Below are 25,987 nucleotides of genomic sequence, written 5' to 3'. Positions count from 1 at the left end.
AGCTGGACTTCACAGAGCTGCTGGAGCTCGGCGGCACTACGCTGCTGGAAGATTCCTCGCTGCTGGAACTCGGCGGCACAATGCTGCTGGAAGATTCCTCGCTGCTGGAGCTAGGCGGCACAATGCTGCTGGAAGATTCCTCGCTGCTGGAACTTGCCACGACCGCAGTGGAATCATACACGGCAACGTAAGACGCATCTCCAGAAACCAGCGTCACTTCGTGATCCCAACCAGCAAACACGTAAGTGTATTCGCCAGTCGCAGCGCGGCGCGGGTCAGCCGGAATTGTCGGCATCTGTCCATAAGGTTCATCAATGCTCGAGATTTCCGTTCCGTCAAAATCAAGGAACGTAATCTTATAGAGGTTCGCCGAGAACTTTGCAACGGCAGTCGCTGTACCCGTAAATACTGTTTCCGTAGTTATGGGCGCATCGGTTTCATTGTCGTACCAGCCATCGAAATGGTAACCCATCGGAATGTTCTTGGCCACAGGCAATGTCTTGAGCTTACCCGTCGTTTCCGTGGCCTTCACATAGGCATCGCTGCCATCGACAAACGTGATGAAATAAATCGGCTCCGTCACCAAAGTGAACAGCGCATAGAGCGTCATGTCATGGTCAATCACCTGGCGGCTCTGAAGCATGTACTTGTCGCCATCGGTCCAGCCGACAAACATTTCACCCGGAGCCGGTTCAGGATCGACAGGAGCCTTTACGTAGCCACTGTAGCTCGTATAGATGTTGTTGATATCCACAGCATCATCAAAGACGACTCGGTAAATCGGCAAGTACGTACTATCGCCAAACTCCGGATAGTCATTGTAACGAGTGAATGCGCCCGTATTCGTAGAATCACCACCAAAGGTGTTCAACTTCCAAGCGAATTCGTTGGTTTTCATTTCTTCTGTAGTAAGGGCAAGAGCCTTTGTCAAGGTGCCAGTGTTGGTTCCTGTAACATTGGTAAAGCCCGCAACAGTCTTGTCGAAATAAGAGCCGACAATAGATCCCGCATTGTTACCAACAATACCACCAATCCTTTCATCTTTAGTGGTTGCCGAAATAGTACTTGATATCGATCCATAAAAATAGCAACCCTTTATTACGCTTTTAGCAGTAAGGTTAGAAGAAATTCCACCCGCATAAACAGATGCCGTTTTGGGATTCGAAGTTTCAGTTGCCTGTAAATTCAATTTTCCCGTCGCATAAGAATTCTCTATAACAAGCGTATTTTCCACAAGTCCAACAATACCACCAGCATAAGTTCCTGTTTTCGCATATTTGCTTGTAGCAGAGATATCACCTTCATTTTTGCATTTTTGAATGACAACATTATTTGCCCCGCCATTTGACCTACCAACAATACCACCAACACCAACAGCAACACCAGCGGTATAGGCCGAAGAAACCAAGCCCGTCATGGAACCCGTATTAAGACAATTACCTATAAAGGACTCTCCCTTTGTAGAAGTCACTGCACCAACAATACCTCCCATACGAGGCCACGACTGTGCTGCCTTTGCCGAATCCGCGCCATGAACAGAAAGCGTTCCGTAATTTTGAACATTTTTCAAGGTTGCGGAATTTAAGCCACCCGTAATTCCTCCGACTGCAACTTTTGACCACACTGTATCCATAGACACACACTTTCCATTTACGCTTCCGTAATTCGAGGCATTTTCAATGGAGCCCAAATCATTAACACCCGCAATTCCACCAACGCTAATCCCTGCCGAATTAGAAAGCGTCTTGCTGACTTTTGACTTTAAGGCCGTTCCTTTGCCCTCAACACTACCCTTGTTGGAAACATCTTTCAGAAGTCCTCCGTTCATGCGGCCAACAATTCCGCCAACAGAGCTGAGCGTATCGTATCCTACACTAGCAGCATACAGAGCAAATACATTACCTTCATTTGAGACATTTTCAATTGTAGCACTCTTGCTGTAACCGGCAACACTGCCGACCATGCCAGAGCGATTTGTCGTTTTCAAGAGAGACTCCTTTATGGTCACATTCTTGACAACGGCGCCCGCATCAACGACACCGAACAAGCCACTAAACTTCGCATTGGAATAAATGCCGCTAATCGAGTAATTTCCACCATCGAATACGCCCTTGAAAGAAACCGTTGTATCGGAACCCATCGGCGTCCAGGCATTTGCAGGAGCCGTCGTATTCCATGTCGTATAGTTTGCAGTATTATCATTGAGCAAGATATCGGCAATCAGTTTGTAATGGCTAGCGCCGTATTCGCTGTTCTTCTTGTTCACCAGGTATTCCATGTTGCGCAGCTGTGTCGCCGTTGCAATCTGGAACGGATTGTTTTCGGAACCGTCGCCGCCGGCAAAGATATCCTTGACGCCATAAGTTTCGCCTTCGGCAAGGAAGGTCGGGTAGCCGTCATTCACGGCATCGTCCTGCTTATAGGCGTTGCCGAGCATAATCGCAAAGCGGCCCGTAGTCATTGTCGCCGTCGGCAAGGCAGACGTATTCGTCACCGTGCCGGCCGTAGTGCCGATAGCTGCCGTAGGCGCATTCGATGTTCCGATAGTCTGAGAATTGTAGTAACAATCAGAGACAATGTTGCGGACCTTGGGGGAAGTACGCTCTTGCATTTGGCCAATAACTCCACCGCGCTTTGCCGCAACCTTGGAAGAAACCGTACCGGTACTGTACGCTCCCTTCATGGTAGAAGAGAACCGCAACAAGCCAACAACGCCACCTGTTACACTATCCGATGCAACAGATCCCCTGTTGTAAACATTGAGAAGAGTCGAAGAATCCGCAGCTCCCGCAACACCGCCTACATTGGTTTGTACGCCCGTAATAGATCCACTGTTCCAGCAATTAACAATTTTACTTTCCCAAAACATTTCTCCAACAACACCACCCGTGCTCCATGCATTTGCATTTTTAAATGAGACTTTGATATTCCCTGTGTTGTAGCTATTCGACACTTCTGAACCGAACAAAGCAGCAGCAATGCCACCATTATCCTGCGAAATGCTACGGATTTCAGCACCATTGAAACAACTATCTATTTTCGTTTTACTGGCAATTCCTACAAAGCCCGAAGCGCGGCCCTTAACATTCACAAAGGAATTAACTACACCAAGATTCTTAATAGTTGCGTCACTTACTACATAGAATAGGCCTCCCTGACTATGATTTGTCGTGTCGCTAATGAACAGGCCCTTGATACTATGGTGAGATCCATCAAAAACTCCCGAGAAAATATTATTTGAACAAGCCGATACACCGGCAGCACCGCAGTCTGCGTTAAAGGCTACATTCCTATGGTATTCCCTACCAATCTGGAACCAGCTGAATTCCGGAGGAGTCGTTTCCCAGCTCTTGTAAGTTTCGGAATCTTCGTTCAGTTCCACGTCGGCGGTCATCTTGTAATGCTTGTCGCCATATTCGGCATTCATGCCGTTCACAAGGCCCGAAACTGCACGCAGGGCCTTTGCAGAACCGATCAGGTACGGGCTCTCTTCGGTGCCGTTTCCGCCGTCAAAGGCCGCAGCCCCTTCAAATACGACAGGCTGCGGATATCCTCCATTTGCAGTCGCCGTGTAGGTAAATGCAGGGCCAAGTAAATTCGAGAACTCTTCGTTCTTCATTTTGGCAGAAGTCCTGCTAGACACATTCTTTGTAACTGCAGAAGATGTTCCCGTAGCCGCAGTAGGAAAGTTTTCGGAACCAATTACAGAAATGTCGTAATAGGCATTATAAAGGGTATCTGTAGCATTCTGAAGATGGCCAATCAATCCGCCAAAATGTTCGCCCGAAGTCGCTTTGGGAGAAGTGTTCTTTACCGAGCTCCTGGAATAAACGTTTTCAATAAAACCGGTACCCTGGATTTTTCCTACTAACCCACCCAAGCTGTGGTGAAGAGAAATTGCCGCAGAAGCTTCCAAGGAGGATTCAATCTGGCAATTGGCGGCGGCATTCACAATGATAAACTTTTTAGACAGGTAACCGGCAATACATCCGTTTTCTGAATAGAAGGTTCCCGATGTCGCAGTCACTTTTGAACTAACCTTGACGACACCGCTCGCCGACAAGTTCGTATAATGTCCGCCAGCAGCCGCGCCAATAATTACACCGACATGCGGGTTCTTTGCAGCCGAAGACTCATTGACTTCTGCAGTCATTTGAACATAGGAATGTTCAACAGCCAGATTCTTGATAGTAGCGGAATCCCCTACGACACCGAAGAAACCATAGCCGGTCAACGTATTGGTCAATTCATGAACCTGGTAGGCACCATAAACCTTATGGCCCTTACCGTCAAAAACGCCCTCGAACCTATGCTGTGTAGAACCAATCGGGCTGGGCCATGCATTCGCCGGCGGAGTTTCTCCCCAACTGGCGTAGTTTTCGGAGCCCTCGTTCAGGTAGATATCGTCCGTAAGGACGGCGCTCAACGCGGTATCGCCTTCTGAAACCTTCTGAGCGAACAGGGCAAGCTCTGCTCCATTGGAAATCTGGTAGGGTTCGGCCACCGTACCTTTACCGGCAGTGAACGCTGTCGCAACGGAACCATCCCACACATCGGCGGCAAGAGCGTTCACGGCGGCAAGAATCGCAATGGAAAGAGAGCTTATTTTTTTTAGCATATATTTCCCATACCTTCGCCTTTTCGGCGTTAAAAAATCCATCAAAAAATAAATAATCAATGTAAACTTTTCAATACCTTAGTGCGTTTCCGGGCAAAAATCGCCCCCCCCCCCGCCGGCCACATGTTGACGAGCATCACACCACGGCCAGTCTTCGCCGCCAGCCCCTTTGCAAATCTGACAAAGGAATCGGCAAAAACGCCCCAAAAAACCCTCAAAAAGAGGGTATTTTCATTGATGGTTAATATGGAGATGTTTATGAGAAAGACAGCCTGTTTTGTAGCCATCCTGGCGGCAGCCTCCCTTTCGGGGGCGGCAGTAAACCTGAACGTAAGCCTTGGCGACAGCATCAAGCCTGTAACCCACGTGGCCACGGGGTCGCTCTACGGACTCACCGAGACGCTCCCGAGCAATATCGAGAAAGACGTTGCCCCGCTCAAGCCGAACGTATTCCTCTCGCCCGCCCGTAGCGGCAGTGGCCGCCAGCAGGGAATCGGCGGAGCCTTCCTCGTCGCCCCCCGTGTCGAAAGCATCGGCGCCAAGATCCAGATTCGCCTTGCCGACGTCCTGCCCGGCTGGCCCTACAAGTTCCAGAACATGAACCACTGGAAAAACGAGGTGACATCCGTAATCAACGACAAGCTCAAATCGAACAACAAGAACTTTGACGGCTACGAAATCTGGAACGAGCCGGACGGTACCTGGAAAAACGAGAACGGCGACTTCAATTCGGTGCTCTGGAAGCAGACTTACGATTTGATTCGTCAGATGGACCCCGGCGCAAAGATTATCGGCCCCTCGTATTCGTACTACAGTTCCTCGCGCATGGACGCCTTCGTGAAGTACTGCTCCCAGAACAACTGCATGCCCGACGTAATCAGCTGGCACCAGTGGGGTAGCGCGAACTTCGTGAACACTGTCGAAAGCTACCGCGGTATCGAGAAGAAGTACGGCGTGTCGCCGCGCCCCTTCAGTATCAACGAGTATTCCTCCGAGGAACATTCCGAGGAAGGCTGCCCGGGCGTATCGGTGCCATTTATTGCCAAGTTCGAACGCTATGGCGTCGAGAGCGCGATGATTTCCTGGTGGTTCGTACCGCTTCCGGGGCGTCTCGGCAGTCTCCTTACCTCCAATAACGAGCGCGGTGGCGGCTGGTGGCTGTACAAGTGGTACGGCGACATGAGCGGCTACATGGCAAAAGTCACCCCGCCCAACGACAAGAGCGACGGCGTAGACGGCTTTGCCGCCCTCGACAAGAAGAAAGGCTTTGCGAGCATCGTGCTCGGCGGTAACACCAAGGGCGATGTGAACGTGAACATCTCGGGAATCCCGGCCGCATTCGGCAACAAGGTGAACGTAGACGTGGAATACGTCGTGTGGGAAAACAAGGACAAGGCCGTGCCTTCGACGACGCCCGTATCGAGCAAGGAATACGATGTAAGCGACGGAAAGATTACGGTGCCGGTGAACATCGCGAACACCAAGTACGGCTACCATATCAACGTCACGCCCATTATCCCGCAGGCTCCCTACAAGGATGCCGCCACAGCCATTCCGGGCAAGATTGAAGTTGAAAACTACGATGTGGGCGGTTCGGGCAAGGCCTACCTCGACATGGACGACGACAACAAGGGTGGCGAATACCGCGAAGACGCCGTGGATATCGTAAAGGCGGACAACGGCTACGCCATCGGCTACACGCAAGAGGGCGAATGGCTGGAATACACGGTGAAGGTCGCCCAGGCGCAGGACTACGCGCTGAACATCCGTTACGCGACTTCTTCGGAGAATACGGGAATCAAGCTGTACGTAGACGACAAGGCCGTCAAGGACGATATCGTGTTCCCGCAAGGCGCCGACTGGGAAACATACTCTACCCTAGAAGCCGGCAAGGTTCAGCTCGACGCGGGCGAACACGTGCTCAAGCTGGAAATCGTGGGCAACTACGTAAACATCGACTGGCTGGACTTTGTGGACCCGACAACGACAACGCTTATCAAGGCGACGCGCAAGCTTGGTCCCGTACCGGATGTAAAGAAGTTCCACCTGTACGACCTCAAGGGCCGCACCGTAAAGAATTACCAACCCTGGAAATAGGCGTTCTTGAGGCCCTTGAAGGCCACATAGCGCCTATTTCCTGACTTGTCCCAGATAATGGCGATACCGGCGAGATAATTTATCCAGGTACCGCCCTTTTTTATGTTCATGTTGATTCGGAGCTTCGAGCAGTAGGCCACGAACGGGACCATGAGCTTGTCGTGCGAACTGAGCATGATGAACCTGTCGGGTTCGTTCTCATACTTGTTGAGCAAGATTTCAATCAGTTCGGCGGAACGCTCTTCCAAGTTATAGTAAGCCTGGATTTTCGCCGTGTCACCGGAATACCTCCCGGTATAGGTATAGTACGAAGTCGCCTCCCAGCCGCCGCCGGCTTCGGATTCCGCCTGGTTCACAAGCGACCTGTCGATCATGTACCAGTCGTCGTTCAGTTCGGGGAAGGTGTCTGCGACAGTCGTATCCTGCCCGCGGCCTTGGGCTATGGCGATTACGGTCTGCTGCGCACGGTAGAATTCGGAGGCGCCGAGCCTCATCGGTTCATCGAACTTGGTAAGCTTGGCACCCATGGATTTCGCCGAATCGATACCGGCCTTGGTAAGCCCGCTGTTCTTGCTCGTGGCGTCCTTGTCGCGTTCGCCGTGACGCAACAAGAAGATGACCCGTTCGTCGTCCTTGACGCTTTCGTACACTTCTTTCACGTCGACAAAGTCGGTGATGTTGGACTTTTCGACAAAGTAGGCATTGATATCGACAGCCGAAGAAACTGCGCGCCAGTTGCCGCTTGTCGCGTTGTAACGGTAGAGGATTCCCGCATTGATGCGTCCCTGGCGGATTTCGCCGGAGCTCCCCTTCCCCATCTCGTAGGTATCCTTCTCCCTGTCCAGGGCCAACTGCCAGCCGCCCGCTTCGGTATCGCAGATGAACCTGTCCGCAGTCACCGAGACATCGGAATATTGCGACGCGTAGAAACGGCTCGCATCGTTCGTGGAGTAGACAATCTGTCCTTCGTTCGCCTCGGAACACGAGGGGATGCCGAGTTCGGTCTGGTAGAAAATCCTCAGGTACTTTTCGAAATCGGGAACCGCGGCAAGACCGAGCTTTTCGACGTTATTGTGGACCACGACAAATCCGTTGTCGGCATCGGCACCGAGAGCCCAGTCGGCGGCCTTCGCACGGGCCGCATCGTCGTCCCAGGAGCCGTCCTCGAAATCGGCGGCAACCTTCCAGATGTTGGCATCGGCATCACCGGAGACTGCCTGCATCAAGATAGTCGCGGCCAGAAGCGCAGCGCCCGACTCACCATCGGCAAAGGACTTGATGGAATCGACATGGACGAGGTTCGCCGCCTCGAAATGGAACATGTTCCAGACCGCAGAAGACGCCGTCTGGGAAGCGCGTCCGGCTTCGGCGCCGGGCGATTGCAATTGGGACTGCATGTACGCGGACTTGAGGAACGTCAGCACGTTGATGTTGGCCAGGCCTGCTCCGCCCTGCACGCTCACGAGCGCACGCAAGGTATCGTTGAGCATCATCGTTTTGCCATGGACCAGGTCGGTCGCGGTGCCGGAATAGATTGCCCTGGCATACGGCGGGCGGAAATTCGCTTTGGGTACCGTATAGGTGCCCTGCACCGCAACATTCGCGGGGAACGTGGCCACGACCTTCTTGAAAGTCTCGTCGAGCGACTGCACGGCAACGCCGTTCCTGTTGTCGAGAATGCCGTAACCGAACGAACCCGAAACCGAGACATCCGTGAGCATCGTGGAATCGACTGCGGCCGTAGAGGTATCCGGGTCGACCTTTGCAATAGTGTCGTGTTTCTCCTTCGCGACCGTATCGTAACCTATGACCCTGTTGGTATCCAGGCGGAACACCCACGAGGAATCCAGCGTCCTTGCTGTATCCCTGAGCGTATCCTGGCGGGGTGGGAGCACGAAGGAGCTGTCGACAGATTCCGGCAGTTCCCCGACGTTGTCCTGGGAATCCGCGTTGCTGGAACCGTCATCACCACACGAGGCCAAAAAAGCCAATGCGCAAAACACGCCGAATTTACCAAAGCAAAACTTCGACATCTCAAACCCTTCTTATGCTCGATATATATTTATATCAAGAATATATTTTTTTTGCCCAAAAAACAAGTTCGCCGGTCAACAATGACCGGCGAAATGCTGATTCTCAGGCCGTTTTCGGCAAATTACTTGAAAACAGCGACAAACGAATCCCCGTTTTCGGGCAGCACGGGGCGCGGGTTTTCCGTGTTGCCGTCCAGCCAGCCCGCAAAAACACGGCCTTCTGCGGGCACGGCCGTAAGAAGCATGGGGTTGCCGGCGAAGAAATTTCCGGTGTAGTTCTTGTTCGGGAGCTTCATGCCGTCGAGCAGCACGTCACCGATTCCCTGCGAAGCGATAGTGACGGCAATGTCTTCGCCAAGGCCGAATTCCGTGCGGTACTCGTTGCGGACCCTGGCCGTCCTGGTGCTCGCATAAGATTTCAGCGTGGCGCCAGTCATGTCGAAGGAATGTTCGTATCTCGGGTACTTCTGCATGTCGCGCGCCATCTCGGATTCGGGAATAGTGGACGTCATCAGGTCCGTCGCCTCGGCAAGCCTCTGGTAAGTCAGGTAGTAGTCGAGCATGACCGCGGAATGGTTGACGAAGAGACGCCTGAAATCGGCATTCTGGCTGAGCTTGATGTAGATTTCGGCAAAGCAGTATTGACCGTTGCACTTGTTGGTGCCGCCACTCCTGATCCAGCTGAACATGTTGTGGTTCATGTATTCGAATCCGGATACCGCCCAGTCCCAGCCGAAACCGTGGTCCAGGTCGAAGACAAGGAACTTGAACGGCCTATCCGCCGTATTCCAGGCGCGCACGTTGTTGTCGGGCCAGTCTCCATTGTGGTAATAGATTTCGGCGGCCATGTAGTCGGCGTAGTTGCCGACATCCATCATGGTCGTGACCTTGTTGTAGGCGGCTGCGTCCGTAGAGAAATCGCTTGCGTGAATCAAGTCGAGCAGCTCCATGTACGAATCCACGGTTCCGCCGCTGGCTGTAATGGTGTTCTTGATATGCTTCACCATGTTGACCTGCTTGGAATCGATACCGTAGTTCGTCTCGATGAAATGCTCGTTCAGGCGCTCGCGCAAATCGTAAATGCCGTGATATTCTCCGTTGTAGAACACTACCACCTGGCGGCTTCTCTGGTAATCTACCCCGCTCCCTTCCAGGAGGCTCGAAAGCACGGGATCCTCGATATAGTCGCCCACGAAGCGGTTGCCGTTGTTACGCAGGTTGAATCCCTTGAACTTGTTGTCATCGGGCCTAGTCTTGAAAATCGGGTACTTGAGACGCCCGTCCTGGTATTCGCTCTTCATCTTGATACCCACGGACTTCTTGGCCCTGTAACGGCTCCACTGGCCAATGATGGAAAGTCCGGCGTCGATTTGCCAATCCTTCTTGGCAGAGGCGCTACCCTTCTCGAAGAACTCCACATGCACGGGCAATTCCAAATCCCACCAGTAGTTCGCCTCGCGGCACGGTTCGGCACAGGAACGAACGCCCTGGCTGTAGTATCCGGCCTGCGGATCGAACATCAGGTAGGGATCCACACTAATAGACACCACCGGCATGCCGACGTTTTCGTTGATAAAGAACGTGTGGCTGGACTTGCGCGCCACGGAATCGCCTGCAAATTCGGCACAGCGCACGACGGTATTGCGTTTTAGCTCGTAGGGTTCGGTGAATTCCGCAGCGTCTTCAGTGGGTTCCGCCCCGTTGAACGTGCAGCGGATAACGCCACCATACAGGGGCGCCGGTACCGGAATCGTCAATTCGCTGTAGAAACCGGCCGGAGGCAACAGGCGGAGCTTGGATGCCTCGGCATAGGCACTATCGACATCGACTGCGCTGCTCGCCGGCTTGTCGCCCGAGCTCGAGGAACCGACAACCGAGCTGCTATTGACTTTTCCGCTCGAATTGTTGTCCGCGCTGCCCGAACTGCTGGACTTGCCCGCAGCGCTGGAGCCCCCATTGCTGCTGAGGGCATCGGGGTTACGGCTCACCTGATCCAGGTACCAGGAATAGAGGGAATCCGACTCGTCTATTTCGAAGGCGCTCTCTACGACAGTCCAGTTTTCGTTTGAATCGTCCGAACAGGCCACGAAATTTCCAAGCAGGAGGGCGGAAGAACCGAGCAGAAACTTTTTCAAAAATTCGTTATACATTTTCCGCCTCACTAGTTACTATAATTCCATTTTTTACAAGTTACATCCAAGGTTCCTCCCGCCGTATTTTCCACCGTTACGGTCGGGCTGTAGGATCCCGGTTCCGTAGGCACCAATGATGCCACGGTCGCATCGTCGGGATCCGGCGTAACTTCGTCGCTCCAGGTGTACGTCAACGGCATGGCGCCCTCGCTGGTACATCCGGTAACAGTCCATTGCAGCTTGGACTCTTCTTCGGGGCTCGTCTTGGGAACAACGTCTCCATCACATACGCAACCCGTAATGGTAGGCGGTTCCGGCACAGCCTCGTTCACCGTCAGCGTGGAGCACGGCACCGTGAATGCGGAATCCGTCCCCTTGTTGAAGGTGATAGAAGCACGCATCACGCCAGGAAGCGTGGGCTCAATCTCGGGAGTAAGGGCCGAAGAAACCGTCTCGGGACCACTATCGCCGTCCTTGATCGTCCATTCAAAGGAAGAATAATACAAATAGGTCCAGTGAGCTATCCAATGGACGGTTTCTCCTACGGTAACTGCATTTTTGCTCGGGGCACAAGTGACCGAAGGAGCGTAGGCAGAATTACAGGCAATACCAACATACATCCCATCAACGTTCTTCACGCCAAAACGAGGTTCTTCTATTCCGGCACCTTTGAATGTCATGGTTGCGATAGAAGCGTCCTCCGAATCCGGCGTAAAGTTCTGAGGCCATTCATATGTCAGCGGCAACGAATACGCGCTTTCGCACCCGGTCACCTTCCATTGATAGGTCATATCGCCTTCTTGAATATAGTGCGACGACGAGAGCAATACCGGGCCTTCGCAAGTACAGCCCGTCACGGGGTTCGTGTTTATGTAAGGAGCAGGGCAAGTAAGCGCGAGTTCCGTTTCAAGCCCTTCGTCTAGAAGCACATCGGCATCAATATAGCCGATCTTCGTGAATGCAGCCTTAATCGTAGATTTCGAACCGGTAATTTTTTCACCCGTAAAACCGACGCTCCACGAATATGTTGTCGGGGAATAATCGCCATTTGACTCTATGGACCAGGTCAATGAATCGCCCTTCGTCACCATGTAATCCTTCGAAATATTACAAGAAACATCGAACACATGGGCCTTGCCGCAGGTGACCTGCTTTTTCGCACCATCGACATTGGTCACGGTCACGGTCGGTTCGTATACACCGGGATTGCGGAAAGATACCGTATTGTCCATTTTGTAGGCCCTGGAAGAAACTCCAGCCGTATCCTCGAAAGCCCATTCATACGAAAGGTCGCCATCGCCGGCGCCTTCGCAACCGGTCACATGCCATGAATAAGATACGTAGCTTAAGGATTCCGTCGCAATATTCTTCGTGTCGGTCTCGAGTGTCGGAGCACCGCAGTCACAGCCCGTAACAGCGCGCTGTACCTTCAGCGAAGAACAGGTAAGAGTCTTCTCGCTCTTGGTTCCCTTGTTTACCGTCAGAGTCGCATTGATCCTGCCGCTAGAGGCGTAGGTATACTGCGGCGAGGCTTCGGTGCTCACCTGAGTCCTGCCGTCCGCGTCCGTAAAGGTCCATTCGTAAGAATCGGCCTGGATATCTTCGCTACCCATCCGGAGGGACCATGCGACGGAACCGCCCTGGATTATGGACGACTGGTTCGGCTGGCAAGTGCCCAGGAAGTCCGAACAGATGGTGTCGCCACCCTGAAGCACCGAGTACCGCACCAGCGCGCCTGCGGGATCCGGCAAAGTGGCCCTGATTGCAGAGCCGTATTCGCTACGGTACCAGAGATAGCGCGTGATTTCGGTATAAGAACCGGTATTGTAGTCGTATTTGTAATCGCGGTAACTGGACTGGGGCAACAGGGAATCTTCCCTGAGGAACCCGTCTTCGGAAACAAGCGTCAAGGGGACAGAAGACTGCGACTCGGAAGCACCGCTCTCGTAGATCACGGTAAACTGGTTACGTTCCAGCCTACAGGTAACGCCGACAGGGCCAGAAACGGGAACGGCCGGGCAGGCAGGTTCCATGGTCTGCCCGTCGCTGTTGTAGACGGTCACCGTGGGGGCAAACGTTCCGGTAGCAGTCGGTTCGCCAACGCCCGTAGAATCGCTGCCGGGCGCAGAACTGCCCCAAGCGTACGTGAAGGGGGCGTCGCCGGTACAGCCGGACACCTTCCAGACACCGCTCGTGCTATTGGTGGGGCCGACATACAGGGATGTCACATCCGTAGTGCACTTACAGCCGGTTACCGGAGTACCCGGGACAAAGACTCCCGAGCAAACAATCGTATCGCTCTGCGAGGCAAGCCCCTTGTTCACGATAAGCGAAGCGCGGTGCATGCCGCCGCGGCTGTACGATACCGTCGGGGCGACATCGTCGCTCTCTCCGGGAGTCGCGCCGTCACCGAAATCCCAGGTGAACGTCTGCGGAGTGCCGCCCATGTTGTAGAAGGAGTACGAGACCGACTCGCCCTTCGAGGTTTCCTTTTCCGAAGCGATACAGACACCGCGTACGCGCGTGCCGTCGTCGACTACCTCGGAAGAGCTGGACTGATCCTCGGAACTGCTCGACAAGGCGCCGGAGCTGCTGGACTTGCCGCTAGAACTGCTGGAACGCGGCCTAGAAGAACTCGAGCGCGAATCGGAAGAACTCACAGAAGAAGAACTCTTGATGGTAACGGCCTTGCCGTCCTTGTACCAGGAACCGTCCTTGCACTGGTAGGCAGAAACCTTGCTCAGCACGTAGGCAAAGCCATTGTCGTCACATTGCGGCAGGTCGGCTTCCGAGATGACAAAGTCAGAAACCACCACCCATTTCGTAGAAGAACACGCCAGGATATCCTTGCCGACAACCGAAAGGACGCCTTCTTTAGCGGCATTACACTTGTCGAGCATGGCCTGTTCGGCGACGGAGTCCTGGACAAGCGCCCCGATGTAGCACTGGACAAAGTCGTCGTCCGAGAAGGTCTTTCCATCGGGAGTCTTCCAGGAACCGGAACGGCACTGGTAAATCTGCTTGCCCGAAGACACATAGACGTTCTCGCCTTCGTTATTGGCGTCACAGGCACGCACGTTGCAGACGCCGACGGCAACCTCGTCGACGGGTTTCCAGTTTTCGGAAAGGCATACGTAGATGCTGCCCGCCACCTTGGCCAGATTGCCGGAGGTTTCGTCCGTACAGCCGGGGACTTCGTCGAGCGACGCGTATTCCTTCATCTGGACGGTATTCGATTTCGGTTCGAATCCGGAATCGTCATCGCCGCAGGCTACGAACAAAAAAGAAAGCGTGGCAAGAAAAGCCAGCTTTCGGGATAAAATTCGCAAGTTTTTTGTAAACATTTGTAAAAGTTAAAAAAGTTGTTTTTTCATGTCAAGAATTTTGGAGCCAATTCATCAACGGACCGGCATGTAATAAAATCGTAAGTTTTTTACCAATTTTTGACATCTGCCTCGAATTTCGCTTTTTTTTTATAATTAAGCAACTTTTGAGGTTATATGAAATTGAACAAGTACCCCAGCGTTGTCGCGTACCTTATTTTTGTCTTCTGCGCCATATTCGTGCAGATGGGACTCTTTGTCCACTTCCAGCGCTGGCTGTCGTTCTCGTTCGAAGGTTCCGCGTTCTGGTGGCGCAGCATGCTGCTGCAGGTCGCCATTTTCGCCCCGAGCATCTTCATGATGCCCGCCGCGAGCTACTTTGCAGGGCGTTTTCACAAGGGCCGCGTGATGGCCTGGTCATCGGTGGGCATGCTCGCTTCCGTCATCGCGATTGTCGTGTGCTACGTGGCGGGCGCGGAATGGGTCGCCTACGGGCTGCTCGGCCTTTACGGCGTATTCCTCGCCGTCCTTACCCCCGCAAAGCTCGGCATCATGAAAGAGATGGTCGAGAGCGAAGACCTTGTCAAGATCAATTCCTGGTACATGGCGCTTTCCGCACTCGGAACCGCCGCTGCCGCCTTCTTCGCGATGGGACTTTCGGGCAGGCCCGACTCCCCTGTAAGCATTGAACTCACGCTCTGGATTTACCTCGGCCTGAGCGTCATCACGAGCATTGCCGGTTTCTGCATCAAGGCGGGCGTCACCCACGGCTCGCTCAGGTTCCGCTCGCCCATGCGCAACTTCGCGGCCACCTGGCGCCACCCCATCGTGCGCCTTTCCATCCTCGGGCTTTCGTCCTTCTGGGGCGTAACGCAGATTTTCCTCATCCTCATCCAGGGCATGAACGACATGCTCAACGCATCGGTCATCCCCATTTCGCTGTTCATCGCCACGCTCGGCTACATTTTCGGCGCGATTTCCGCCAGCAAGGCGTCGAAGGGATTCGTCGAGACGGGACTCATCCCGTTTTCCGCGGTAGCGGCGGCCATAACGATGTTCGCCCTCCCCTTCGTGCATAACGGCTGGCTCCAGGCGGTCCTTTACGGCGTCATCGGCTTCAGCACCGGCCTCGCCTATGTCATCTTGCGTACGGTCATCCAGAATTTCACGCGTCCCGATACCGCAGGGCGCATCCACGCCGTCGCGAACATGATCCAGATGGCGTTCCTCGTGCTCATCATGGGCGGCCAGACGCTTTTGTTCATCTTTACGCCCGTCACGCTCGACCAGTGCTTCATGATCCTCGCGGTCATTCTCGCGCTGACATTCATCACGAACCTCAAGAAGAACCCCATGGCGCTGCTGCGTGCGGCTCTCCGCTTCGCGTTCGCCTTCGTGTTCCGCTACAAGGTGAAGGTGATGGGCGTGCAGAACATCCCCGAAACGGGCCCGCTCCTTCTGGTAGGCCCGCACTTCAGCTTTATCGACTGGGCTGTACTGCAAATGTCGAGCCCGAGGCCACTCCGCATAGCGAGCAACCGCAACACCTTTGCCGACTGGTACCAGCGCTGGTTTATGCACGGCAAGTCCCTCATCACCATCAACCGCAGGGACCCGGAGCCCGCCATGGCCGAAATCCGCAAGGCGCTCCTCGCCGGTGAAGCCGTCGTCATCTTCCCCGAGGGCGAAGTCTCGAAAACCCCGTTCGTATCAACGTTCTCGCTCGACTACTCCAAGGCCATCGAAGGTACCGGCGCACAGATTGTCCCGTTCTACATCCAGGGACTCTGGGGAAGCCGCTACAGCCACGCCTCGGAATGCGTCATGCGCCCGCAGTCGTTCAACCGCGTCATCAGCGTGGGGTTCGGCAAGGCGCTCCCCGCGGGCACTCCCGACGAGACCATCCGCAAAAGCCTCAAGTACCTGGGAACCGACATCTGGAACCTCGCCATGGACCACTCGGAATCGATTATCCCGCTCTGGTTCAAGGCCATGCGCAAGCGCCGCAGCCGTCCTATCCTCATCGACCCCGCCGGCCACCACGTGAACGGCTACGGCATGATCCGCCTCTGCCATTACTTCGGCAAGAAAATCAAGGCGGTCACCAAGAACGACCGCAACGTGGGATTCATGCTCCCCACGAGCCGCGACGCCGCCCTCGGCATCATCTCGATTCTCGGCACCGGCAAGACAAGCGTCAACCTGAACTATTCCTCGCCCGTCGATACCATCCTCGGCTGCATCGACAAGACCGAGGTATCCACCGTCGTCACGACGCACGCCTTCTTCGAAAAACTATGCGGCAGGAACGCCGCGTTCGCGCAAATTGCCGACAAGTGCCACATGCTCTACCTGGACGAAGAGGAATCGAAGATTTCGGGAATCTCGCGCATCGTGGATTCGCTTATCATATTCGCGATGCCCAGGGCTCTGCTGAGGCGCCTCTGGTTCACCGCTGCCAAGCTGAACGACGATGCCGTCATCTTGTTCAGTTCCGGTTCCGAAGGCTCGCCGAAGGGCGTGGAGCTCACGCACAAGAACGTGATTTCCAACGCGCAGCAGGGCGACTACATCATCAAGCTCCGCCGCACCGACGTAATGACGGCGCTGTTGCCCCTGTTCCACTCGTTCGGATTCACCCTGACATTCATGATGCCGCTTTTGGACGGAGTCCCGATGGTGCTCTGCCCTGACCCGACCGACATCAAGACGCTCGCGCGCGTGTGCGCCCAGTACAAGACGACCATCATGATGGGCACGCCCACGTTCCTCCGCGCCATCGTCGTAAGCCGCTGGGTTCACCCCATGTGCCTCGACACGCTCCGCTATGTGATTGCCGGCGCCGAAAAACTCCGCCCGGAACTGCGCGAAACGTTCAAGCTCAAGTTCGGCAAGGACATCTACGAAGGGTACGGCTGTACCGAGCTTACTCCGCTCACCACGCTCAACTCCCCCAACACCCTCCTCGACGACTTCCTGACCCTCGAAAAGTGCACGGACCTGACAAGCATCGGCCTTTCGGTGCCGGGAACCATCTGCGCCATCATCGACCCCGAAACGAACGAATTCCTGCCGCAGGGCGAAGAAGGAATGCTCGTGGTCACGGGCCCGCAAGTCATGAAGGGCTACCTGAAGGATCCCGAAAAAACAGCGGCCGCCGTCATAGAAATCGACGGACGACGCTGGTACAAGACTGGCGACAAGTGCAAGCTCACCCCCGACGATTTCATCCAGATTCTCGGACGCTACAGCCGATTCGCGAAACTCGGCGGCGAAATGATATCGCTTACCGCCGTGGAAATGCGCATCAGCGAAACGAACATCCTCGAAGGTACGGAATTCGCCATCACGGCCGTTCCCGACTCCGTCAAGGGCGAACGCATCGTACTGCTCGTCAAGGGCGAAGGTGATGCCGAAGAACTCGCGCGCAAGCTGCGCAAGTCGGGTATGCCGCCGCTCATGCTCCCGGGCTCCGTATTCTACGTACCCGAGGTACCGAAACTCGGCAGCGGCAAGTGGGACTTTACCGGGATGAAAAAGCTCGCTACCGAGCTCGTCGAAAACAAGGCTAACGCTTAATAATCCGCTATACAGCGAACCGAACCATATACGGTTCCACCGAAGCTGTATATCAATACTTCGTTCTCCGGGCCACGGAACAAGAGATATACGTTTGACGACGTGCCCGAATTAATCCACATTTTAGCGTAGTAGCCCAGCGTCGGATAATCTACTGCAGGATAATTCCCGGCACCGACAAAAGACATGCCCAGCGTATTCTGGCCATAATCGCTGCCTTCGCCCCATCCCCTTGCGGACTGGAGATTTCGTAACGAACCTTCCGCAGCCTCCATCAGTTCTTCCGCTTCATCACTAGTGGGAATATGCCATCCATCGGGACAAATGCCCATGGCGGCACTCCATGTATAAAGGCGGCCCATCAGTTCGCAATATCTTTCGACATCGTCAAAACAATGGTTCTGCTTTTGCATGGCGGGATATATGGTCGAATCGGTAAAGTTCAGGTTTTCCGCCATCCAGGTTTTACCGTTGATATCCACCGTCCTGTACGATTTACCGTCACGCGGATCAATCATTTTACCATATCGAATATTGGTATTGAAGATATCGTCCTTTGCCGATATACCGAAATCGTTAGTTTCGTAATTTTCGTGTTTTATCGAAGAACTGCTCGAGTAATTGCTAGAGTACCTATTCGAAGAACTGCTCGACGACTTTGTGCTGCCCGAGGATTCTACCCCTTCCCCGACCCACACATACTCGGACTCATCCCAATCATATTCGCACACATAGATATCCTTGTTGCTCCCGACAATCACCCTGAGGCCTTCATTAGAGCCGTCGCAAGGGATATCCTGCAATTCGGACGCGGCATCGCGTTTTTTCCCAACCGGGTTAAAATCATCGGTATCACCGCAACCGACCAAAACAGCCGACACAAAGCCAGCAAAAACAATCAAACCAAAGCGCATTCCTTGCCCCCCCCTTCTTAAATTCTGTCAAAATATAAAAAAAGAACCTCTCACGCAAGAGGTTCCTTAAAGATTTAATCCTGTTCGGGATAAATTATTTGTTGCCCGCTTCGCGAGCCACAACGCGAAATAAAATTCCACCACATCCTCTGGAACGTGGTGGAAAATAGTTACGCTCTACGGGCTAGTTACTAGTATTTCTTATATCAAGAAGCTTCTTGAAAACTGCAATACTAGTAACTCGGAACTTCGAACTCGGAACTGCCGCGCAGCGGCCCTAGTAACTCAGAACTAATAGCTTTTATTTATTCTTATTGACAATCAGCGTCTTGGCCTTGAAGGTCTTCTTGTCGATCCACTTGACCATCAGGGAGACCTTGTTGTCCTTGTTCAGGGCGGCCCAGTACTTCTTGAGCGTGTCTTCGGCGTTGTCGAAGATCGGCATCAGTTTCGGGAAGCCGTTGAAGCTCGGAATCGGGCTGCCGTCGGTTTCGTAAGTGCTGATGAAGTGGCCGAGACCCGGCAGGGCCTTCTCGTATTCGAACGTCATGCGCTCGCAGCCAGCTTCTTCGCTGTTGTTACGGCTCTTGAGGATGGAGAGCTTGTACACGGCGGGGCTTGCGTTCTTGTAGTGGATGCCGGAGATGCGCGGAGTGAAGTTCGGGGCGTCGTCTTCGTACTGGCGCGTGCGGAGGGCGCTTTCAAAGGTGCCGCCGAGCTTGATGGCGTCGTAAATCGTGTCGGTCTGGTCGCCGTTCGTGATAATCTGGACATCGGCAGTGTGGCGTGCCGGGTAGTAGATAATCAGGTGCGGGTCGGTGAGCTTCGATTCATCGAAGGCCTTCGTCTTCATGAAGCCGGTCTTCGGTTCGATTTCGAACACGCGGTTGCGGCTGTTGACGCTACGGCCCATGATCCAGTAGACCTGAACGTAGGACTTGCCGTCGGCGCTTTCGCCGAGGATAATTCCGCGTCCGGGATAGGGGTTATTGGAGAGGGCCTTGAAATTCTGTTTTGCTTCGTCTGTGTATTTCATGGCCCCAAATATAAAAACTATTCCACTATCAGGCGCATCTTGTTGCTGAGATTGAAGCTCGTGCCGTCGTCATAGACCAGCAAGGTCGCTTCTTTATACAGGTCCAACGCCTTGATATTGAAACTGACCTTCGACGTGCAGAGGCAATCGGCCTGCGGGAGCGAAATATCGTAATGCGGAGTCACGTAGAGCGTGGAATCCTTCATCTCAATTGCAACGCTCTCGAATATCGTTCCGCAGGTAAGCACGACTTCTTCAATGACTATCTGCGCAGAATCGCCGTTCACGTACATGTGCGCCACGGGCGGCAAGGCGGCATCTACCATCGGATCGTCCGGACCGCTCTTGTTACACTGCGCATCGGCCTTTTCAATCTTCTGGTAGCCCCGATCCGGCTGATTAATCAGTTTATATCCCAACTCAAGCGGAGGCCTGTTGTTCTCGAACGCCGTATAGCCAAATCCGGCATATTGTTCATCGAACGTGAATTTCACATCGGCCGTGCAACCGCACTCGAGTTTCACGCCCTTCTGTTCGGAACGGTCGAAATTCACAAAAAGTGTATCCCCGATGACCGACGCCACGGTATTGTCCGCGTTCAGGTTATCAAAGAAAGCCTTCTGCAAAGCGGAATCGCAGGCGTAGGTCAACTTGACTTTGAGCAAGTCTATTTGTGCAAAACTGTTGGAAACGCTGTAATACGCTGCAGGCAGCTCGGGATCAACAACCGGATCATTCGTCCAAACTTCTTCCCGGCAGATCGCCGTAATGCTTTTAAGCGGTACGTGGCCGTTGTAGTTCCGTCGCGAAGACGAACTTTGCAGCGTCACGTTGGACGAGGAGCTCTGCGGAGTCACGCTGGAAGAAGACTGTCCCGGTTGCACCGCAGACGACGTTCCCTGCGAACTGGACGATTCAACAGTCTCGCTCGATGCGGGATTCATTGCCGAAGAGGATTCCACACTCACGCTTGATAACGGATTCGCCCCGCTCGATGAAGGATTGTTTGTAGCAGAAGACAAGTCCTGCCCGGCAGAAGAGTTTTCAACCCCGGCAACAGGCTCCGGCCCGGCAGAAGAATCGTCCCCGCAGGCAAACAAAGCAAGCGTCAAAGGCAACAGTGATAAACAAGCGACATGCGCAAAATTATTTTTCATATCATTTTCCTTCTTGAATTTATGTCAAGGATTAATCCTTAAGAACAGACGCATCAAAGGGAACGGAATTCACCAAGGGCATCGGTTCTTCCCTGTCAAACACGAGATAATTCGCATTGGAGAACGCCTCGTTCTGTTCCACCTTGAAGGACACTCGTGTCGGGCAGATGCAGTTGGTTATCGGGCTGTCCGGATCGACTTTCGGTTTGACATACAGCGTTCCATTGTCCGCATAGACATCAAAGCTTTCAAAAACAATCGCGCAAGGCATCATCACTTCAAGAATGACGATGGTATCGAATCCATCGTTGCCCACTCTACGGCCCGCAACGGCCACTTTGGTCGACGTCGTATCAATCGGGTCCATGGCAAATGAATTGCCCGCCAGTACCGGCGCATTGGCCGTTTGCCTGTCGTTCTTGCATTCCAGCTTAATATCCTTCGCCAGCCTGTGTCCCGTTATTTCTTCAACCGTAACCACGCTCATATCGACAATTTCCATAGTGTTTGGATTGGAACCGGCAACATTGTCGAAAACGAGAACTGTCGCATGCCCGTAGGCCGGATTATTTTCCACGGCAAAGTCCACTTTGGAATTACAAATGCACCTCTGCGCATTCGTGTTGTCGAATTTAGCCTTCACGTAAACCGTATCGCCGGACACATTGACATCAAGGGTATCAAGTTCAGCACCGCAGGTAAGCGAAAGGTTTTCGATAGTAAAGCCTGTCCTTTCGGTACCGACGTAGCGAAGGGCAACTGGAGGGAGTTTTTCTTCACGAACGCGCACCGTATCTACCGGAACGACGTCCAGATTGCCATCCACCAGAGGGTCGTCCACCGCACTCTTCGTACCACACTGAGCTACGGCATCCGTAATTACATGGTGCGGGTCCGCAGAAACGACTACCGACGAAGACGATTCGACAGGGAGTGCAAAAGACGAAGAGGACTCCGCGCTGCTAGACAGGGGCGGGTCTTTGGGCGCCGGGCCGGGAACCACTTCGTACACTTGCATTTTTTTATTGTAAAGCTTCAGCGCAAAGAAATTGATGTCCGCATCACTTGCGTCTATATCGAACCAATGGTCGCTCGTGCACATGCATGCCGTCGGAATCATCGCCACGACATCGAGTTTGAGCGTATCGCCAGAACGCCCTACATCCAACATAACCTTTTCGAAACCGCAGTAGTCATATACTTTCGGAATCATCAATTGATATTTGCCGCCATCTTCGTACAAGTAGGCCTTGGGCATTTCATCAGTTTCGCCCTCTTTCAGCAAGGCGGATTGGTTATACGAGCTTTCGTAGCAACCTTTGAATTTCATGTTCACATTCCGCAAGGAATCGAGCACCGAACTGGAGGATTCCCCCGTACCGATACTAGACGACGATTCCGTCACAGATGAAATATCGCCTGTGGACTGCTGGTCAGGGCCCGTCGAAGACGATTCGTCCCCGCAGGCAATGAGCATGAGAGACAGGGCCGCAGCTGTTGCAAGTATCTTTTTCATGATGGCCTCCTTCTTTTAATTTTCCTGTACCGGAAGGGTTTCCTTCTGGTCAAAAACCGTGTAGTTGATACCGGAATAAGCATTGCCGAGCGTGAACGTGGCCTTCGCCACACATTCACAACCGTAATCCCAGCCCTTGCTCCGGCTAAAATTCACATACAGCCTATCGCCTTCACTACTGACAACCGGGCCGATTTCGTTTACGCCCTGCAAGAACAGCTTCCGGGCATCCTCCTCGCAGGGGATAGCGAAATAGACATTCTGCAAGACAAATTTCACGGAGTCGCCCTCGACATGCTTGAACGCCTCAGAGCCAGCGACATCCGGTGCGACGACGGGGACAGCCATGTCCACATTGATTACATCGGCAAGACACTGGATGGAGAAATCGCCCGCATGCGCAATATCGCCATCGCGAAGTTCAGAAGAAGACGAGGAAATATCAATCGGATCAATGCCATTGCCGCAGCCCTCGCACGAACTGCTGCTTTCTATAGCAGAACGCCCACTTGAGCTGCTCTCGATTTTTATGGTATGACTGCCATCATTCGCATCCCTACTCGACGAACTCGAAAGAACCTTTTTTTCGCTCGAACTCAAAACGACGTCAGCGCTGTTGCTCGACTTGATATCGGCTGCATCCGAAGAACTGTTATTCTCTGCAACGGTATTGGGATCGATGGTGCCGCCCGCGACATCGCTGGCTCCGCTACCGGAACACGCAATCACAAGACCCGCAAAAAGAGACCCCACAGTAATGGAGAATTTATTAAGCATGTCGGGCCTCCTTGACCTTGTCGGTGACGGGGAAAAACTGGAAATTGATTCGGCAGACCTGATCCTGGTCCTTGTATTCGTTCGCGATGGAAAGCACCTTCTTGCAACAGGCGTCGAGTTCGCTTGCTATCCTGCCGTAGGCTTCCTCGTTCACGCCGAGCGTCACCCCGGTAAAATGGCGTTCGCTTGGAGAATAGCGGTCTACGGCTCGTGCCGCCATGTTGGCCATTTCCTTGTGCATCGCACGGATTGCGAGCGGCAACGCCTCCTTGGAACCGATGACCACCTGTTCCGTCTGCGAATAGACCTTCTCCCCGTCCTTCTTCAGGAATCCGGCCTTGACCAAAAAGTTCAGGATATCGCGCACCTCTTCGGCGGACACGTGCTCCTTGCACTCGTCGGCGATATCGCGCGGGTTGGCGCCCGGCATCATCGGGACAAGTTCCCTCAATACAGGATACTTCCAAGATTCATAATACTGGAAAGCGTCACCGTCAACAACGCGCACCTTGTGTTCCAAGGCTATCTTCTGCATTTCGAGCAGCGCAGCCTTCTTCACGGAATCCTTCTTGGCGTTCCCGAACGTGACCATCTCGCGGAAATAATCCTTTTCGTAGCCGACAAGCCCCATGGCACAGGCGACATTCTCGATTTTCGGTTTGCCCAGCTTGCTTTCGCCCTTGCACACGAGCTGCAAAAAATTCGGCGACGTAAAACCGGCACTCTTGCAGAACTCACGCCACGAGAACGCACCCAAGCGCTTGCGCTCGTCGTAGTAGTCCTGTATATACAGGCGGTAGTCCTTATATTCGAGAATCGGTTTCATATACACTAATATACGTTTTTATTTTTAAAATGCAACACTAAAATACTATACAAAAGTGACGATTTTACGAAGATTTCGTAGTTTTTCACAATAATTTCGCATTTTATTTTAAAATACTATACATTTTGTATAATACAAGAAGGTGCTCGCTAGCGGGGAGCAGCAAGACGAGAGATTGATGCTAGTTGGCAGTGTCATCCTTGGCCTGTCATCCTCCGAAGGAGGAACCATCACGTTCTTACAAGACTAATCAAGAGCTGGTATATAACAGGATGGATTCCCCTCGTTTCACTCGGGGGATGACGCTGTTTTAACGTTTGGGATTGTAGTTGTTCATCAAGACCATCGCAAGCGCCACGCAAAGCATCACCACGCTGCCGACAATCACCTGCTGCTTATGGTCGTAGTCGCGCTTGACATACGTCGGGTTCTCTTCGTTGAGTTCCTGGAGTGTCGGGCCTTCGTTCAGCTTGGTGCTATCAACGCCGTACATCTCCGCAATTTCCTTGTCGGACATGTTCAGCGTACTCACATAGGTGCTGTCGTACTTGTCGAGCTTGTCTGCGGCGGCTGCGGGAATCGCGAGAAACAGGGCAAGCAAGACCACGAGCAATAAACTGCCGTGGATTGCCATGCAATGACAAGTTCTCGATTCAGCCGCTTTCATCATCGCTCTTTCCTGGATCCTTCGACTCCGTGCTACGCACTCCGCTCAGGATGACACCTTTTACAATTCGCCGACTACCCTTCCTTCGCGAGCTTGTCGAGGATCTGGTTCACGAGGCCCGGGTTAGCCTTGCCGCCGGACTTGCGCATGGTCATACCCACGAGGAAGCCCTTGAGCGCGACCTTGCCAGCCTTGAATTCGGCGAACTGGGCAGCATTTTCGGCACAGACGGCGCGGACCACTTCTTCGATGGCGCCGGTGTCGGTCACCTGCACGAGGCCCTTTTCCTTCACGATGACTTCGGGGTCCTTGCCGGTCTCGAACATCTCGGCGAAGACCGTCTTTGCAATCTTACCGTTGATGGTGTTATCGGCGATGAGGTTCACGAGCTTGCAAAGGTCTTCGGGCTTGATCTTGAGGGCAGAGAGGCCGCCTTCCAGTTCCTTCACCTTGGCGAGGAGTTCGGTAATCACCCAGTTGGCCAAGACCTTGCCGTTCTTACAGTTCTTGGCGGCAGTGTCGTACCATTCGCTCACGTCGCGGTCTTCGGTCAGCACCATGGCGTCGTATTCGGAAACACCGAAGTCGTCCATGAAGCGCTTGCGGCGGGCATCCGGCAGTTCCGGAAGCGTGCGGCGGATTTCTTCCACGAAGGCCGGGTCGGTCACGAGACGGACCATGTCCGGTTCAGGGAAGTACTTGTAGTCGTGGGCGTCTTCCTTGGAGCGAATCACGATGGTCTTGTCGGCGTTGGGGTCGTAACGCTTGGTGCACTGTTCCACTTCCTTACCGGCATCGAGGGTCGAGGCCTGCAGGTTCATTTCGCAGTACAGGGCCTTCTCGAGGTTCGTGAAGCTGTTCAGGTTCTTGATTTCGGCGCGGATACCGAACGGAGCGTCTTCGCTCTTGCGCAGAGAAATGTTGCCGTCGCAGCGCATGTTGCCGTTTTCCATGTTGGCGTTGGAAACGCGGGTGTATTCGAGCGTCTGCTTGATCTTCTTGAGCACGAGCACGGCTTCTTCGGGGCTACGGATATCCGGTTCGGTCACGATTTCGCAGAGCGGGGTGCCGCAGCGGTTCGCGTCAAAGTGGGACTCGGTCGGGCTCATGTCGTGGATGAGCTTGCCGGCGTCTTCTTCCATGTGAATACGGGTAATGCCCACGCGCTTCTTGGTGCCGTCTTCCTTGACGATTTCGAGCCAGCCGTTCTTGCAAATCGGGTGGTCGTACACCGGAAGTCCGCCCGTCTGGGTAATCTGGTAGCCCTTCGGCAGGTCCGGGTAGAAGTAGTTCTTGCGGGTCCACATGGCGT

At 53.6% G+C, this 25,987-nt stretch carries 14 protein-coding genes; 2 read left to right on the top strand and 12 right to left on the bottom strand.

The features are described 5' to 3' along the window. Positions 1–4,618 (bottom strand): hypothetical protein (locus B3M32_RS01125; protein ID WP_290742608.1); only part of this gene is annotated, 4,618 nt, incomplete at its 3' end. Positions 4,619–4,876: 258 nt separating this feature from the next. Between B3M32_RS01125 and B3M32_RS01120 the strand changes: the two genes are divergently transcribed. After that, positions 4,877–6,715, top strand: a complete 1,839-nt coding sequence (locus B3M32_RS01120; protein ID WP_290742605.1) for a cellulase family glycosylhydrolase — start codon at positions 4,877–4,879, stop codon at positions 6,713–6,715. On the opposite strand, the gene B3M32_RS01115 is transcribed toward B3M32_RS01120, so the two are convergent. The 3 genes from B3M32_RS01115 to B3M32_RS01105 all read right to left on the bottom strand — a co-directional run bounded on the left by B3M32_RS01115 (position 6,697) and on the right by B3M32_RS01105 (position 14,224). Then, complete coding sequence (locus B3M32_RS01115; protein WP_290742603.1) at positions 6,697–8,748, bottom strand: histidine phosphatase family protein; 2,052 nt, start codon at positions 8,746–8,748, stop codon at positions 6,697–6,699. The genes B3M32_RS01120 and B3M32_RS01115 overlap by 19 nt on opposite strands. Positions 8,749–8,870: 122 nt before the next feature. Next, positions 8,871–10,883 (bottom strand): CotH kinase family protein, encoded by a 2,013-nt coding sequence (locus tag B3M32_RS01110; protein WP_290742600.1) that lies wholly within the window; start codon positions 10,881–10,883, stop codon positions 8,871–8,873. A 26-nt stretch (positions 10,884–10,909) separates the two neighbouring features. Continuing rightward, the gene (locus B3M32_RS01105; RefSeq protein ID WP_290742597.1) at positions 10,910–14,224 is read right to left on the bottom strand and encodes a hypothetical protein; all 3,315 of its coding nucleotides are present in this window, start codon (positions 14,222–14,224) and stop codon (positions 10,910–10,912) included. Positions 14,225–14,380: 156 nt separating this feature from the next. Here B3M32_RS01105 and B3M32_RS01100 point away from each other — a divergent pair, with 156 nt between their 5' ends. Next, positions 14,381–17,782 carry an MFS transporter gene (locus B3M32_RS01100; RefSeq protein WP_290742594.1) on the top strand — a complete coding sequence of 1,134 codons (3,402 nt, stop codon included), beginning with the start codon at positions 14,381–14,383 and terminating at the stop codon, positions 17,780–17,782. Here B3M32_RS01100 and B3M32_RS01095 read toward each other — a convergent pair. The 8 genes from B3M32_RS01095 to gatB all read right to left on the bottom strand — a co-directional run. Further along, positions 17,779–18,696: an FISUMP domain-containing protein gene (locus B3M32_RS01095; RefSeq protein ID WP_290742592.1), complete on the bottom strand. Its 918-nt coding sequence runs from the start codon at positions 18,694–18,696 to the stop codon at positions 17,779–17,781. The two genes, B3M32_RS01100 and B3M32_RS01095, sit on opposite strands and share 4 nt — an antisense overlap. A gap of 301 nt (positions 18,697–18,997) precedes the next feature. Further along, positions 18,998–19,732 (bottom strand): IMP cyclohydrolase, encoded by a 735-nt coding sequence (locus B3M32_RS01090; protein WP_072811285.1) that lies wholly within the window; start codon positions 19,730–19,732, stop codon positions 18,998–19,000. A gap of 17 nt (positions 19,733–19,749) precedes the next feature. Next, positions 19,750–20,889 (bottom strand): hypothetical protein, encoded by a 1,140-nt coding sequence (locus B3M32_RS01085; protein ID WP_290742589.1) that lies wholly within the window; start codon positions 20,887–20,889, stop codon positions 19,750–19,752. Between the two features lie 31 nt (positions 20,890–20,920). Then, positions 20,921–22,405 carry a hypothetical protein gene (locus tag B3M32_RS01080; protein WP_290742586.1) on the bottom strand — a complete coding sequence of 495 codons (1,485 nt, stop codon included), beginning with the start codon at positions 22,403–22,405 and terminating at the stop codon, positions 20,921–20,923. A 15-nt stretch (positions 22,406–22,420) separates the two neighbouring features. Next, positions 22,421–23,182, bottom strand: a complete 762-nt coding sequence (locus tag B3M32_RS01075) for a hypothetical protein (RefSeq protein WP_290742581.1) — start codon at positions 23,180–23,182, stop codon at positions 22,421–22,423. Further along, positions 23,175–24,008, bottom strand: coding sequence for a TIGR02147 family protein (locus B3M32_RS01070; RefSeq protein ID WP_290742579.1), 834 nt, complete (start codon positions 24,006–24,008; stop codon positions 23,175–23,177). The genes B3M32_RS01075 and B3M32_RS01070 overlap by 8 nt, the downstream gene beginning before the upstream one ends. 310 nt (positions 24,009–24,318) lie before the next feature. Next, the gene (locus B3M32_RS01065; RefSeq protein WP_290742577.1) at positions 24,319–24,678 is read right to left on the bottom strand and encodes a hypothetical protein; all 360 of its coding nucleotides are present in this window, start codon (positions 24,676–24,678) and stop codon (positions 24,319–24,321) included. 71 nt (positions 24,679–24,749) lie between these two features. After that, on the bottom strand, positions 24,750–25,987 hold a 1,238-nt coding region (gene gatB / locus B3M32_RS01060), incomplete at its 5' end, for an Asp-tRNA(Asn)/Glu-tRNA(Gln) amidotransferase subunit GatB (protein WP_290742575.1).

It is taken from the genome of Fibrobacter sp. UBA4309, assembly GCF_002395745.1.
Taxonomy (GTDB): domain Bacteria; phylum Fibrobacterota; class Fibrobacteria; order Fibrobacterales; family Fibrobacteraceae; genus Fibrobacter.
The sequence above is the reverse complement of the archived record's forward strand: the minus strand, read 5'-3'. Positions and strand labels throughout refer to the sequence as shown.